Source organism: Acinetobacter sp. YH12251 (genome assembly GCF_013417465.1).
In the GTDB taxonomy this organism is placed as follows: domain Bacteria; phylum Pseudomonadota; class Gammaproteobacteria; order Pseudomonadales; family Moraxellaceae; genus Acinetobacter; species Acinetobacter amyesii.
This window is the reverse complement of sequence record NZ_VPDZ01000004.1, coordinates 1-14,594: the sequence shown is the minus strand read 5'-3', so window position 1 is coordinate 14,594 and position 14,594 is coordinate 1. Positions and strand designations below refer to the sequence as shown.

Below are 14,594 nucleotides of genomic sequence, written 5' to 3'. Positions count from 1 at the left end.
TCTGTTCAATAGCGCAAAATAAATCTAGCTGCATAAAAAAACCGCCCCAAAAGGACGGTTTTTAGATTCGCACAATTCTTTCGAATTAACGACCTTGGATATCGCGTTGAGTTTCGCCAGTGTAAAGCTGACGAGGACGACCGATTTTGTAAGGTGCGCTGTGCATTTCTAACCAGTGGCTGATCCAACCAACAGTACGTGCAAGAGCGAAGATTACGGTAAACATTTCTGTTGGGATACCAATCGCTTTAAGGATGATACCTGAGTAGAAGTCTACGTTAGGGTATAGGTTACGTTTGATGAAGTATTCGTCAGAAAGCGCAATACGTTCAAGTTCCATAGCCAAAGCAAGTTGTGGATCGTTGATGCCAAGCGCAGTTAAGACTTCGTCACAAGTTTCTTTCATTACTTTCGCACGTGGATCGAAGTTTTTGTAAACTCGGTGACCGAAGCCCATGAGTTTAACTTCTTTAGTTTTCACTTTTTCCATGAACGGAGCAACGTTTTCTACAGTGCCGATTTCGTCAAGCATCTTAAGAACAGCTTCATTCGCGCCGCCGTGAGCAGGTCCCCATAGAGCCGCGATACCCGCAGCGATACATGCGTATGGGTTAGCACCAGTAGAACCAGCAAGACGTACTGTAGAAGTAGAAGCGTTTTGTTCGTGGTCAGCATGAAGCGTGAAGATACGGTCCATTGCTTTAGCAAGAATAGGGTCAACTTTGTAATCACGGTCTGCAGGAGTAGCAAACATCATGTACAAGAAGTTTTCTGCGTAGCTTAAGTCGTTACGTGGGTAAACGAATGGTTGGCCTACAGTATATTTGTAAGTCCAAGCAGCTAAAGTAGGAACTTTAGCGATTAAGCGAATAGCAGTGATTTCGCGGTGGTCAATGTTTTCAACATCGAAACCGTTGTGATAGAACGCAGAAAGCGCACCAACAACACCACACATGATCGCCATAGGGTGAGCGTCACGACGGAAACCATTGAAGAAACGGCCAACTTGATCGTGAACCATAGTGTGGTTACGAACTTTAGCATCGAATTCTTGTTTTTGTTCAGCAGTAGGAAGCTCGCCGTTCAAAAGAAGGTAGCAAGTTTCTAAGTAGTCTGCTTTAGTAGCAAGCTGGTCGATTGGGTAGCCACGGTGTAGAAGAACACCTTTACCGCCGTCAATGAAAGTGATTTTAGATTCACAAGCAGCCGTTGAGACAAAACCAGGATCAAAAGTAAAGTGACCTGCGGCCAACACATCTTTAACGTCAATTACATCTGGGCCTAGAGTGCCACTGTAAATTGGTAAGTCAATTTCTTTGCCATCAAGCTGTAAAACGGCTTTTTTGCCAGTTGCTTCAGACATTCAATAGATCTCCTGTCCTGGTGAATGTTTTATCTGACTCAGTACTAATCTTTTAATGCGAGAATCAGACAGATCAAAAATTTGCTCTAAGATTAGAGGGAACTGAAATTTTGTCAATTATACTTATGGATATAAATTGAGGATCATTCCTTGAAATGAAGCACAATTCATACGCTTAAAAAATGAGTAAAATCACAGTGCCGACGCAGTATAATAAGTCAATTTGCAGGGGAGGTGCAGATTAAAAAAAGCCTATTGCCTTAATTGTAAGCAATTTTTAATTCTTAAAAACTCTGAAACAAATATGAATTACAAGACCGCTATTTCATTAAATTATTATAATTTTCGTAACTTACACACATCTGTGGCTCTAAATTGCTTTTTTCTTATTCATAATTAAAACGACTTAATCGTACTTAAAAAAAAGTTCGTTTGGTTAAAAAATAGTTAATTAAACGCCTTTAAAAGCTTAGTAAATGATCATTTTTGTCATTGGAAAGGTAAAAAATGGCGTTTTATTAAACAGATTTGCTGTTGCTAAGATTTTTATGCACAGACTAAGTACTTATTTCTTTTCATCATCTTTGAGTTTTATTATTTGAGAAAATGATGCACATTTATTTTTATGATTATGGCTTGGCGAATGTGTTGGAAGATTTTAAAATGTAGTGGGAAAAGAAAGATTTAGATTTGTTCATCTTTAGTCTAAAAGTTTAAATCGCCATATACACACAAAAACAATAAGTGAGATTTACATTTAACTGATTAAAACCAACAACATAGTATGATTTTCTTAGATAAATAAGGTATTTGTTTTTAGAGAAGTTATTGTTAATGATTCTTATTTAAGGATATTTTGCAAAATTCCTAATTGTCTTCGTTTGTGTTTTGAAAGTTCACGTTTTATAATTCCCTGTCGTTTATAAGATCAGACAGCTGCAGAGTTTATTATATTGTAATGTCTGACTATGCTAGCTTTCCTACGAATTAATTCCAACAAACTCCGGATGGAGTTTTTACTTACAGGATGCCCGCTGTGAAAAGCAACAGACCTGTCAATTTGTCCATGGGTCAAGTTTTAGACGTAAACTTAAAATCCCCTGTGGCTATTGCATCAATTTTACACCGCCTATCAGGTGTTATCGTATTTTTACTCGTACCAGTCCTTCTTTGGATTTTAGACAAATCTTTATCTTCACCTGAAGGTTTTGCGCAAGTTCAAGCTGTGTTTGATAGCTTTATTGTGCGTTTTGTCGTATGGGTATTTGTAGCCGGCTTAATTTATCACCTTATCGGTGGTATCAAGCATCTATTTGCAGATCTTGGCGTTGCTGAAGAACTTCAAAGTGGTCGTATCGCAGCTACTATTTCATTGATCTTGTCTGCAATCGGTATTGTTGCAGCATTTGTATGGATTGTTCTCTAATGAAAAGTGCTACAGGTTTAACAGGATCAGGTTCTCGCGATTGGTTTATCCAGCGTGTAAGTGCCGTTGTATTGGCTGTTTATACTATTGTTGTACTGGGCTGGATCCTTTGCAATAGCGGATTCACTTTTGAGCAATGGTATGGCTTTATGATGACAACACCAATGAAGATTATGTCTTTATTGTCTGTCTTATCTCTTGTTGCGCATGCTTGGATTGGTATGTGGCAAGTATTCACTGACTATGTGACTACTCGTCAAATGGGTCCTTCAGCAAACGGTCTGCGTTTAGTGTTGACTTCTGCAGTGATTGTTGCAGTATTTGCATACGCGATCTGGGCGATCCAGATTTTTTGGGCAAATTGATAGGAAAATATCATGGGCGCTATAACCCCTAAAGAAGATTACACAAATATTCCACACCTAACTTTCGATGCAGTCATCGTTGGTGGTGGTGGTTCAGGTATGCGTGCTTCTTACCAACTTGCTCAAGCTGGTTTGAAAGTTGCTGTACTGACTAAAGTATTCCCAACTCGTTCACACACTGTTGCAGCGCAGGGTGGTATTGGTGCATCTCTTGGTAACATGCAAGAAGATAACTGGCACTACCACTTCTACGATACAGTTAAAGGTTCTGACTGGTTAGGTGACCAAGACGCAATTGAGTTTATGACTCGTGAAGCGCCTCAAGTTGTATATGAGCTTGAACACCTAGGTATGCCATTTGACCGTAACGCTGACGGTACAATTTACCAACGTCCGTTTGGTGGTCATGCTGCGAACTATGGTGAAAAACCAGTTCCACGTGCATGTGCTGCTGCCGACCGTACAGGTCACGCTCTTCTTCATACGCTTTATCAAAGCAACGTGAAAATGGGTACTCAATTCTTCGTTGAATGGATCGCACTTGATTTGATCCGTAATGAAGAGGGTGATGTGCTTGGTGTGACGGCAATTGACCAAGAAACAGGTAAAATTGCAGTATTCCAAGGTAAAGCAACATTGTTCGCTACTGGTGGTGCTGGTCGTGTTTACCGTGCATCTACTAACGCTTATATTAATACTGGTGACGGTCTTGGTATGGCAGCTCGTGCAGGTATTCCATTACAAGATATGGAATTCTGGCAATTCCACCCAACAGGTGTTGCGGGCGCAGGCGTATTGTTGACAGAAGGTTGTCGTGGTGAAGGTGCGATCCTTCGTAACGATGCTGGTGAGCCTTTCATGGAGCGTTATGCTCCGACACTGAAAGACTTGGCACCTCGTGACTTTGTATCACGTTCTATGGACCAAGAAATTAAAGAAGGTCGTGGCTGTGGTCCTAAGAAAGACTACATCTTGCTTGATATGACGCATCTTGGTGCTGAAACAATCATGAAACGTCTTCCATCTGTATTTGAGATTGGTAAGAAATTCGCGAACGTTGACATCACTAAAGAGCCAATTCCTGTAGTACCTACAATCCATTACCAAATGGGTGGTATTCCTACAAATATTCATGGTCAAGTGGTTGTTCCTGTATCTCGTGAAACTGAAGCTTTGGTTGCGAACTACAATAAAGAAACTGGTGTGTACTCACACAATGCGGGTGACCGTGATTTCACTAAACCAGTGAAAGGTTTCTATGCAATTGGTGAATGTTCATGTGTATCTGTACACGGTGCTAACCGTCTAGGTACAAACTCATTGCTTGACTTGGTTGTATTTGGTAAAGCTGCTGGTGAACATATTGTTGACTATGTAACTAAACACCACGGTGATGAATATGCACCGCTTCCTACAACTGTTCTTGAAAAAACTTTGAATCGTGTTCGTCATCTTGATGAATCAACTTCTGGTGAAAATGCTCAAGAAGTTGCAGATGCAATCCGTGACATCGTTCAAGATCACGCTGGTGTATTCCGTACATCTGCACTTCTTGAAGAGGGTGTGAAACAGATTCTTGCGCTCGAACCACGTGTACGTAACATTCACTTGAAAGACAAATCTAAAGTATTTAACACAGCGCGTGTTGAAGCTCTAGAAGTTGAAAACCTGTATGAAGTTGCGAAAGCGACACTGATTTCTGCGGCTGCACGTAAAGAATGTCGTGGTGCGCATACAGTGGTAGATTTTGAATTACCACCTGATCATGCTGACTACCCATACGGTCGTCGTGATGATGAGTGGATGAAACACACTTTATGGTTCTCTGTAGATAACCGTCTTGAGTACAAACCAGTACGTTACAAGCCTTTATCTGTAGATGCTATTCCGCCTAAACCACGTACATTCTAATTGGGAGAAGTAAGATGAGTAGAGGTACTCGTACATTTAATATCTACCGCTACGATCCTGATAAGGATGCAGCTCCGTACATGCAAACTTTTAAACTAGAGTTGACTGATAAGCATCGTATGTTGCTTGATGCACTTCTAGCATTAAAAGTTCAAGACGAATCATTAACATTCCGTCGTTCATGTCGTGAAGGTATTTGTGGTTCTGATGGTGTAAACATTAATGGTAAAAATGGTTTGGCGTGTCTTTGGAACCTAAACGACTTACCAGAAGTGATCACAATTCGTCCACTTCCAGGTCTTCCAGTAATTAAAGATTTGGTTGTAGATATGAATCAGTTCTACGATCAGTACAATAAAATCCATCCGTTCCTAATCAACAATCAGCCTGCGCCTCCTAAAGAGCGTTTGCAGTCTCCTGAAGAGCGTGAACATTTAGATGGTTTGTACGAATGTATTCTTTGTGCATGTTGTTCAACTTCATGTCCATCATTCTGGTGGAACCCAGACAAGTTCTTGGGTCCTTCAGCATTGTTGAACGCATATCGCTTCATCATTGACTCTCGTGATACAGCAACTCAAGAGCGTTTGGCTCGTCTTGACGACCCATTCTCATTGTTCCGTTGTAAAGGTATCATGAACTGTGTATCTGTATGTCCTAAGGGTCTTAACCCAACTAAAGCAATCGGTCACATCCGTAATATGCTTTTAGATCTTGGTTAATAGATTTAGCAGTAAAAAGAAGCGCACCATTGGGTGCGCTTTTTTTGTCATATATAAAAATGATGGTAGTGAAAGTTATTCGCTGTCATTGCAGAGTGCTATAAATGGATTTCATAGAAACGTAGTGAATTAAAAGTATAAAGTGATAGATAAATGGTTATTTATTGATGAAACGCTCGTTCAAGTCTGTCAAAAGGATTAGAAGATGTTATTATGTAACGTAGTAAAAAGAGAGAGGATAGGAATGTCAGCTCTCTTTTGTTTTTGTATATGAGATGAGGTAAAAATCGAACGTAGACTTTTGTCTTAATTGAAAGATCATTTTATATGTAGCACCATATCATAGATGAAAATACAAACAGTGTATTTCGCTAATTTATGAGAGGTATGTGTCAAAAAAATCAATTGAAAATGCTCGAACGTGTTAGCATTTAAAGTATCACTATATGTAAAAAATGACTTTGAATTGGGTACATTTTTTCTACAATTTAAGCGCTGTAGAAGGTATATAAATGTTAATAAAGTCGCTTTAGAAAAGATAATTGCGAAAAATTTATTTTTTCTAAGATGATTTGCAAAAATTGCCCGATTTATGTCGGGTATTTCTCAATGAGTAATGATGCCGCTGAGGGCGTTATTGTTCATTAATCACATTGGGTAATCCTAATGTAGTGATAACGCCTCAAGGCTTAAGCCTAATGGGGACTAATGTCATATTACCAATTTGACATTACTAATCATGGGTTCGCTTAAAAAGCATCCTGAAATGTTTTGCAATAGGAAATGGGTCCACAAATGCAAGAAGTTGCTGACGCACTGCGTCTTGACACTGAACTTAGCGCTGACAGTGCAGCGTATATTGAAGAACTTTATGAGCAGTATCTAACGGCTCCAGACTCAGTAGAGGCTGATTGGCGTGAATACTTCGATAAATTCCCTAAAGGTGATCAACCACACAGCAATGTACGTGAGCAATTCCTATTATTAGGCCGTAATTCAAGCCGTGTTCAGCCAGTAGTGCAAAGTGCAGTAAGTTCTGAGCATGAACGCCGTCAAATCGGTGTATTACAGTTGATCGCTGCATACCGTAACCGTGGTCATCAAAACGCAAAATTAGATCCACTTGGTCTTGCAAAACGTGAAATCGTGCCTGATCTAGATCTTGCTGCGCACGGTCTAACTCAGTCTGACTTAGATACTGTGTTTAATACAGGTAACCTTGCAATCGGTAAGTCTGAAGCAACACTTGGTGAAATGGTTCAAGCAATGGAAGCAACTTATACTGCTTCAATTGGTGTTGAATACATGCACATTGTTGATACAAAAGAAAAACGTTGGATTCAACAACGCCTTGAAGGTACTCGTGGTCAATTTGGCTACACTGCAGACCAGAAAAAACACATCCTTGAACGTCTGACTGCAGCTGAAGGCCTAGAAAAATACCTTGGTAACAAATTCGTTGGTGCGAAACGTTTCGGTGTTGAAGGTGGTGAATCTTTCATTCCTATGGTGAATGAACTTATTCAACGTGCAGGTTCAGTAGGCTGTAAAGAAGTGGTTATCGGTATGCCTCACCGTGGCCGTTTAAACCTTCTTGTAAACATCATGGGTAAAAACCCAGCTGATCTATTTGGTGAGTTCGAAGGTAAATCACTTCATAAAAAAGGCTCTGGTGACGTTAAATACCACCAAGGTTTCTCTTCAAACGTAATGACTCCGGGTGGCGAAGTTCACTTGGCATTAGCGTTTAACCCATCACACTTAGAAATCGTTGGACCTGTAGTTGAAGGTTCTGTACGCGCACGTCAAGTACGTCGTAAAGATATCGGTGGTGATGATGTATTACCAATCATCGTTCACGGTGATGCTGCATTTGCAGGTCAAGGTGTAAACCAAGAAACCTTCCAAATGTCACAAACTCGCGGTTATACCGTGGGTGGTACAGTTCATATCGTTGTAAACAACCAAGTTGGTTTCACAACGTCTGACCCACGTGATGCGCGTTCTACAGAATACTGTACTGACATCGCGAAAATGATCCAAGCACCGATCTTCCATGTGAACGGTGATGATCCTGAATCTGTATTATTTGTCTCTCAATTGGCACACGATTTCCGTCATACATTCCGTAAAGACGTTGTAATCGATATGTTCTGCTACCGTCGTCGTGGTCATAACGAAGCCGACGAGCCAGCTGCAACTCAGCCAATGATGTATCAAATCATCAATAAAAAAGCGACTACACGTACGCTTTATGCTGACAAACTTGTACAAGAAGGTGTTATTGATCGCGCTTCTGCTGATGCAATGGTTGAACAGTATCGTTCTGACCTTGAAGCAGGTAAACACGTTGCAAATGCGTTGGTACTTGAGCCAAATACAAAAATGTTTGTGGACTGGAAACCTTACCTAGGCCACGAATACACAGACAAATGGGATACCACTTTCCCAATCGAACGTCTAAAAGAGCTTGGTGCGAAAATGCGCGAGCTTCCAGAAGGCTTCGTGATGCAACGTCAGGTTGCTAAAGTGATTGATGACCGTCTGAAAATGCAGACTGGTGAAATGCCATTGAACTGGGGTGCTGCTGAAACATTAGCTTACGCGTCTCTTCTAGATGAAGGTTTCCTTGTTCGTTTAACAGGTGAAGACGTTGGTCGTGGTACATTCTCACACCGTCATGCAAAACTTCATAACCAAGTAGATGGTTCAACTTACATTCCATTATGTAACTTGAAAGAAAACCAACCACGTACAGCTATTTATGACTCATTATTGTCAGAAATGGCGGTTCTTGCATTCGAATACGGTTATGCAACGACTCTTCCGAAGAGCCTTGTCATTTGGGAAGCGCAATTTGGTGACTTCGCAAACTGTGCACAGGTTGTAATCGATCAGTTCATCGCGTCTGGCGAAACTAAGTGGGAACGTGTATGCGGTCTGACTATGCTTCTTCCACACGGCTTTGAAGGTCAAGGTCCTGAGCATTCATCAGCTCGTTTAGAGCGTTTCTTACAGCTATGTGCTGAAGAAAACATGCAAGTGATCACACCGACTACACCAGCGCAGATTTACCATGCGATGCGTCGTCAAGCACTTCGTCCAATCCGTAAACCAATGATCGTGACTTCACCGAAGTCTCTTCTTCGTCACAAACTTGCAACGTCTACTTTAGAAGAACTTGCAAATGGTTCATTCCAAACTGTGATTGATGAAATCGACAATATCAACAAGTCAGACGTAACTCGTCTAGTGCTTTGTGGTGGTAAGGTTTACTACGACTTACTTGAAAAACGTCGTGAAAAAGAATTGAACAACACAGCAATCGTTCGTATTGAACAATTGTATCCGTACCCAGAAGCACGTCTTGCTGAAGTTCTTGCACAATATCCAAACGTTAAAGAATTGGTTTGGGCTCAAGAAGAACCGAAGAACCAAGGTGCATGGTTATTCATCGCTCCGCGTCTGTATGACGACGTGATGAAAGCGGGCAAACAAGTTCGTATTAGTTATGCAGGTCGTGAAGCTTCTGCTGCACCGGCTTGTGGTTCACCATATTTGCACGCAAAACAACAAGCTCAGCTCGTAAATGATGCTTTAGCTATCGTAGCTGAATAACAGGAGATTCTTAATAATGGCAACCGAAATTAAAGCACCGGTATTCCCAGAGTCAGTTGCTGACGGTACAGTTGCAACTTGGCACAAACAACCAGGTGAAGCAGTATCACGTGACGAAGTGATTTGTGATATTGAAACAGATAAAGTTGTTTTAGAAGTTGTAGCTCCTGCTGACGGTACGATTTCTGCAATCGTTAAAAACGAAGGCGATACAGTTTTATCGAACGAAGTGATTGCGACTTTTGAAGAAGGTGCTGCTTCTGGCGCTGCTCAAACTCAAGCTGTTCAATCAGAAGAGAAAGTAGAACAAGCTGCTGCGCAAACTCAAGCGGGCGCTGCTCCTGTTGTTGAACGTGCTCAACCTGTTGCTGATCAAGCTCCTGCAGTGCGTAAAGCATTGACTGAGTCTGGCATTGCTGCTGCTGACGTTGCTGGCACTGGCCGTGGCGGTCGCATCACTAAAGAAGATGTTGCAAACCATCAAGCTAAACCAGCTGCTCCTGCTGCTGCGCCATTAAGCGTTGCTGTTGGTGAACGTATCGAAAAACGTGTTCCTATGACTCGTCTTCGTAAGCGTGTTGCTGAACGTCTACTTGCTGCAACTCAAGAAACTGCAATGTTGACTACGTTCAACGAAGTAAACATGAAACCAATCATGGAAATGCGTGCGCAATACAAAGATGCTTTTGAAAAGCGTCATGGTGCACGTCTTGGCTTCATGTCATTCTTTGTTAAAGCAGCAACTGAAGCACTTAAACGCTACCCAGCTGTAAACGCTTCGATTGATGGCAATGACATCGTTTACCACGGTTTCTACGACATCGGTGTTGCTGTATCAAGCGACCGTGGTCTAGTAGTTCCAGTTCTTCGTGATACTGACCGCATGAACTATGCTGAAGTTGAAAATGGTATCCGTGCATACGCTGGTAAAGCGCGTGATGGTAAATTGGGTATTGAAGATATGACTGGCGGTACATTCACTATTACTAATGGTGGTACTTTCGGTTCTTTGCTTTCTACACCTATCTTAAATACGCCACAAACTGCGATTTTGGGTATGCATAAAATCCAAGAACGTCCTATGGCTGTAAATGGTCAAGTTGAAATCTTGCCAATGATGTACTTAGCGCTTTCTTATGACCACCGTCTAATCGATGGTAAAGAAGCAGTAGGCTTCCTTGTAACAATCAAAGAATTGTTAGAAGAACCAGCTAAGCTAATCCTTGATCTTTAATACTTCAGAATAATGCAATGGGCTTAGAGCGATCCTCTAAGCCCATTTTTGGAGATACACATGTCTCAATTTGATTTAGTTGTTATTGGTGGCGGTCCTGGTGGTTATGAAGCTGCTATCCGCGCTGCTCAATTAGGCTTTAAAGTAGCTTGTATTGAAAAACGTATTCATAAAGGTAAACCATCTTTAGGTGGTACTTGCTTAAACGTGGGTTGTATCCCATCTAAAGCATTACTTGATTCATCTCACCGCTATGAAGATACTGTTCATCACTTAGATGACCACGGTATTACGACTGGTGAAGTGAAATTTGATCTTGCAAAACTGCTTGATCGTAAAGACAAAATTGTTAACCAATTGACGATGGGTATTGATGGCCTACTTAAAGGCAATGGTATCGAATGGTTAAAAGGTACAGGTAAATTACTTGCAGGTAAGAAAGTTGAGTTTGTATCTCACGAAGGTGAAACTCAAATTTTAGAACCTAAATATGTAATCCTTGCATCGGGTTCTGTGCCGGTAAATATTCCAGTTGCACCTGTAGATCAAGACATTATTGTTGACTCTACTGGCGCGCTTGAGTTCCCAGAAGTGCCTAAACGTCTTGGCGTAATCGGCGCGGGTGTAATTGGTCTAGAACTTGGTTCTGTTTGGCGTCGTCTAGGTGCTGAAGTTGTTGTATTTGAAGCAATGGACGCATTCTTACCAATGGCTGATAAAGCTTTGGCAAAAGATTACCAAAAAGTATTGACTAAACAAGGTCTTGATATCCGTGTTGGCGCTAAAGTTGCTGGTACAGAAGTGAATGGCCGTGAAGTTACTGTTAAGTACACTCAAGGCGGCGAAGACAAAACTCAAACTTTCGATAAATTGATCGTTTGTGTGGGCCGTAAAGCATATGCAGAAGGTTTATTGGCTGAAGATTCAGGCATTAAACTCACTGAACGCGGTTTAGTTGAAGTAAACGATTGGTGTGCAACTTCAGTTGAAGGTGTATACGCAATTGGTGACTTGGTACGTGGTCCAATGCTTGCACATAAAGCAATGGAAGAAGGCGTAATGGCTGTTGAGCGTATCCACGGTCATGCAGCTCAAGTGAACTATGACACTATCATCTCTGTAATTTACACACACCCAGAAGCGGCGTGGGTTGGTTTAACAGAAGAGCAAGCGAAAGAAAAAGGCCACGAAGTTAAAACAGGTCAATTTGGTTTCGCTGCAAATGGTCGTGCAATGGCAGCTGGTGAAAACGCAGGCTTTGTTAAGTTTGTTGCTGATGCGAAGACAGATCGTCTACTCGGTATGCACGTGATTGGACCTGCAGCGTCTGACATCGTACACCAAGGTATGATCGCACTTGAGTTCGTATCAAGTGTTGAAGACCTACAGTTAATGACTTTCGGTCACCCGACATTCTCTGAAGTCGTTCACGAAGCTGCACTTGCAGTCGATGGACGTGCAATTCACGCGATTCAGCGTAAACGTAAATAAGATGTAAAAAGAGCGGCTTAGGCCGCTCTTTTTTGTTTCAGATGGTTGTTTTAATTTGAATAATCATCTAAAAATAAAGATAAGAAATATTTTAAGATTTAAAAAGGTTAAAGCTGCTTTGACGGATGTCTGGGCTTTAATGGGTCATAACAAAGCGAAGAAAGAGTAAAAGGTTGTTCAATGAATCTACACGAATATCAAGCTAAAGCGTTATTAAAAAAATATGGTATGCCAGTCCAAGAAGGCGTATTTGTAACTACCGCAGAAGAAGCAGTCAAAGCTTTTGAGCAACTGGGTGGTAAGTTTGCGGTACTCAAAGCCCAAGTGCATGCAGGTGGTCGTGGTAAAGCAGGCGGCGTTAAAGTCGTAAAATCTGCACAAGAAGCCACTGATTATGTGAACCAAATGGTCGGCTCACGCTTAGTCACTTATCAAACAGATGCATTAGGTCAACCCGTCAGCGGTATTTTGGTATCTGAAGATGTTTATCCAGTAGAGCGTGAATTGTACCTAGGTGCTGTAGTTGACCGTTCTAGCCGTCGTGTGACCTTTATGGCATCGACTGAAGGCGGTGTTGAAATTGAGAAAGTTGCAGAAGAAACGCCTGAAAAAATTATTAAAGTTGAAGTAGATCCTCTGGTTGGATTGTTACCATTCCAAGCACGTGAAGTGGCGTTTGCTTTAAACCTAAAAGATGGTCAAGTGAATCAATTTGTCAAAATCATGTCTGCGGCTTATCAAGCATTTATTGAAAATGATTTTGCTTTATTTGAAATTAACCCGTTATCCGTACGTGAAAATGGCGAGATTTTATGTGTGGATGCAAAAATTGGTATCGACTCGAATGCCTTGTATCGTTTACCTGAAATTGCAGCGCTACGCGATAAAACGCAAGAAAATGAGCGTGAGCTGAAAGCCTCTGAGTTTGATCTGAACTATGTTGCCTTAGAAGGCAATATTGGCTGTATGGTCAATGGTGCTGGCCTAGCGATGGCAACCATGGACATTATTAAACTCTATGGTGGTCAACCTGCAAACTTCCTAGATGTAGGCGGTGGCGCGACCAAAGAACGCGTAATTGAAGCCTTTAAAATCATTTTGGCGGATAGTTCTGTGCAAGGTGTATTAATTAATATTTTTGGTGGGATTGTACGTTGTGACATGATTGCTGAAGCAATTATTGCAGCGGTTCAAGAAGTAAATGTGACTGTACCTGTGGTTGTTCGTTTAGAAGGGAACAATGCAGAGTTGGGTGCAAAATTACTTGATGAATCAGGTTTGAAATTGATTTCTGCAAATGGCTTGGCTGATGCTGCAGAAAAAATTGTTGCTGCGGTAAAAGGCTAAGGGAGTAGAGATCATGAGCGTATTAGTTAATAAAGACACCAAAGTATTGGTACAAGGTTTTACCGGTAAAAACGGTACATTCCATTCTGAACAGTCAATTGCTTACGGCACAAAAGTGGTCGGTGGGGTGACTCCGGGTAAAGGCGGCACACAACATTTGAATCTACCCGTATTTAATACCATGAAAGAAGCGGTGCGTGAAACGGGTGCAACGGCAACCTCGATTTATGTACCTGCACCATTTGTTCTAGATTCAATTATTGAGTCTATAGATGCAGGTGTAGAGCTGATCGTTGTGATTACGGAAGGTGTACCGACACTTGATATGCTAAAAGCGAAACGTTACCTCGAAACCTATGGTAACAATGCACGTCTAATTGGTCCGAACTGTCCAGGGATTATTACTCCGGGTGAATGTAAGATCGGTATTATGCCGGGGCATATTCATCAACCAGGTAAAATCGGCATTATCTCGCGTTCAGGGACTCTGACCTATGAAGCTGTAGCGCAAACCACGAAGCTGGGTCTAGGTCAGTCGACGTGTATCGGTATTGGGGGAGATCCAATTCCGGGCATGAATCAAATTGATTGCTTAAAGCTGTTCCAAGACGACCCGCAAACTGAAGCGATCATCATGATTGGTGAGATTGGTGGTACAGCAGAAGAAGAAGCGGCTGAATATATCCAGTCGAATGTAACTAAGCCTGTTGTCGGTTATATCGCGGGTGTGACTGCACCAAAAGGTAAACGTATGGGACATGCAGGCGCGATCATTTCGGGCGGTAAAGGTACAGCAGAAGAGAAATTTGCTGCTTTTGAAAAAGCCGGAATGGCCTATACCCGTAGTCCTGCTGAATTAGGCTCAACTATGTTTGAAGTCTTAAAGTCAAAAGGTCTTGCTTAAGTACGGTAAGTTTCTGTTAATAAAAACCCCTCAAATGAGGGGTTTTTTTATTTTTATTTAATAATAGTGGGTGAATAGTAAAGAAAATTTCTCTGTACACGACAAAAATAGATAACTCATTGAAATAATGTCACAATAATTGTTTTCTAACGACGAATACTATGACACATCTCAATGAGTTATATCTTATCTTAAACAAATCTCTAAAATGGA

10 protein-coding genes are annotated in these 14,594 nt (G+C 41.4%); 9 read left to right on the top strand and 1 reads right to left on the bottom strand.

Going from position 1 to position 14,594, the window contains the following annotated elements:
• Nucleotides 1–85 precede the first annotated feature (85 nt).
• Nucleotides 86–1,363 carry a citrate synthase gene (gene gltA / locus FTV27_RS04700; RefSeq protein ID WP_078189909.1) on the bottom strand — a complete coding sequence of 426 codons (1,278 nt, stop codon included), beginning with the start codon at nucleotides 1,361–1,363 and terminating at the stop codon, nucleotides 86–88.
• 1,027 nt (nucleotides 1,364–2,390) lie between these two features.
• Here gltA and sdhC point away from each other — a divergent pair.
• The 9 genes from sdhC (at nucleotide 2,391) to sucD (ending at nucleotide 14,381) form a co-directional block, all read left to right on the top strand.
• Nucleotides 2,391–2,789, top strand: a complete 399-nt coding sequence (sdhC, locus tag FTV27_RS04695) for a succinate dehydrogenase, cytochrome b556 subunit (RefSeq protein ID WP_078192993.1) — start codon at nucleotides 2,391–2,393, stop codon at nucleotides 2,787–2,789.
• Nucleotides 2,789–3,154 (top strand): succinate dehydrogenase, hydrophobic membrane anchor protein, encoded by a 366-nt coding sequence (sdhD, locus tag FTV27_RS04690; RefSeq protein WP_078192992.1) that lies wholly within the window; start codon nucleotides 2,789–2,791, stop codon nucleotides 3,152–3,154. The genes sdhC and sdhD overlap by 1 nt, the downstream gene beginning before the upstream one ends.
• Nucleotides 3,155–3,166: 12 nt before the next feature.
• Nucleotides 3,167–5,065, top strand: a complete 1,899-nt coding sequence (gene sdhA / locus FTV27_RS04685; RefSeq protein ID WP_078192991.1) for a succinate dehydrogenase flavoprotein subunit — start codon at nucleotides 3,167–3,169, stop codon at nucleotides 5,063–5,065.
• Between the two features lie 14 nt (nucleotides 5,066–5,079).
• A complete protein-coding gene (locus tag FTV27_RS04680; RefSeq protein ID WP_078189905.1) occupies nucleotides 5,080–5,787 on the top strand; it encodes a succinate dehydrogenase iron-sulfur subunit in 708 nt (235 codons plus the stop codon).
• Nucleotides 5,788–6,582: 795 nt separating this feature from the next.
• Nucleotides 6,583–9,405 (top strand): 2-oxoglutarate dehydrogenase E1 component, encoded by a 2,823-nt coding sequence (locus FTV27_RS04675; protein WP_078193297.1) that lies wholly within the window; start codon nucleotides 6,583–6,585, stop codon nucleotides 9,403–9,405.
• 16 nt (nucleotides 9,406–9,421) lie between these two features.
• Nucleotides 9,422–10,639, top strand: a complete 1,218-nt coding sequence (odhB, locus tag FTV27_RS04670; protein WP_078192990.1) for a 2-oxoglutarate dehydrogenase complex dihydrolipoyllysine-residue succinyltransferase — start codon at nucleotides 9,422–9,424, stop codon at nucleotides 10,637–10,639.
• 60 nt (nucleotides 10,640–10,699) lie between these two features.
• The gene (lpdA, locus tag FTV27_RS04665) at nucleotides 10,700–12,130 is read left to right on the top strand and encodes a dihydrolipoyl dehydrogenase (RefSeq protein ID WP_078192989.1); all 1,431 of its coding nucleotides are present in this window, start codon (nucleotides 10,700–10,702) and stop codon (nucleotides 12,128–12,130) included.
• Between the two features lie 180 nt (nucleotides 12,131–12,310).
• Entirely contained in the window at nucleotides 12,311–13,477 is a 1,167-nt protein-coding gene (gene sucC / locus FTV27_RS04660; RefSeq protein WP_078192988.1) for an ADP-forming succinate--CoA ligase subunit beta, read from the top strand.
• A 13-nt stretch (nucleotides 13,478–13,490) separates the two neighbouring features.
• On the top strand, nucleotides 13,491–14,381 hold the full coding sequence (gene sucD / locus FTV27_RS04655) for a succinate--CoA ligase subunit alpha (protein WP_180024115.1): 891 nt from the start codon (nucleotides 13,491–13,493) through the stop codon (nucleotides 14,379–14,381).
• Nucleotides 14,382–14,594 lie beyond the last annotated feature (213 nt).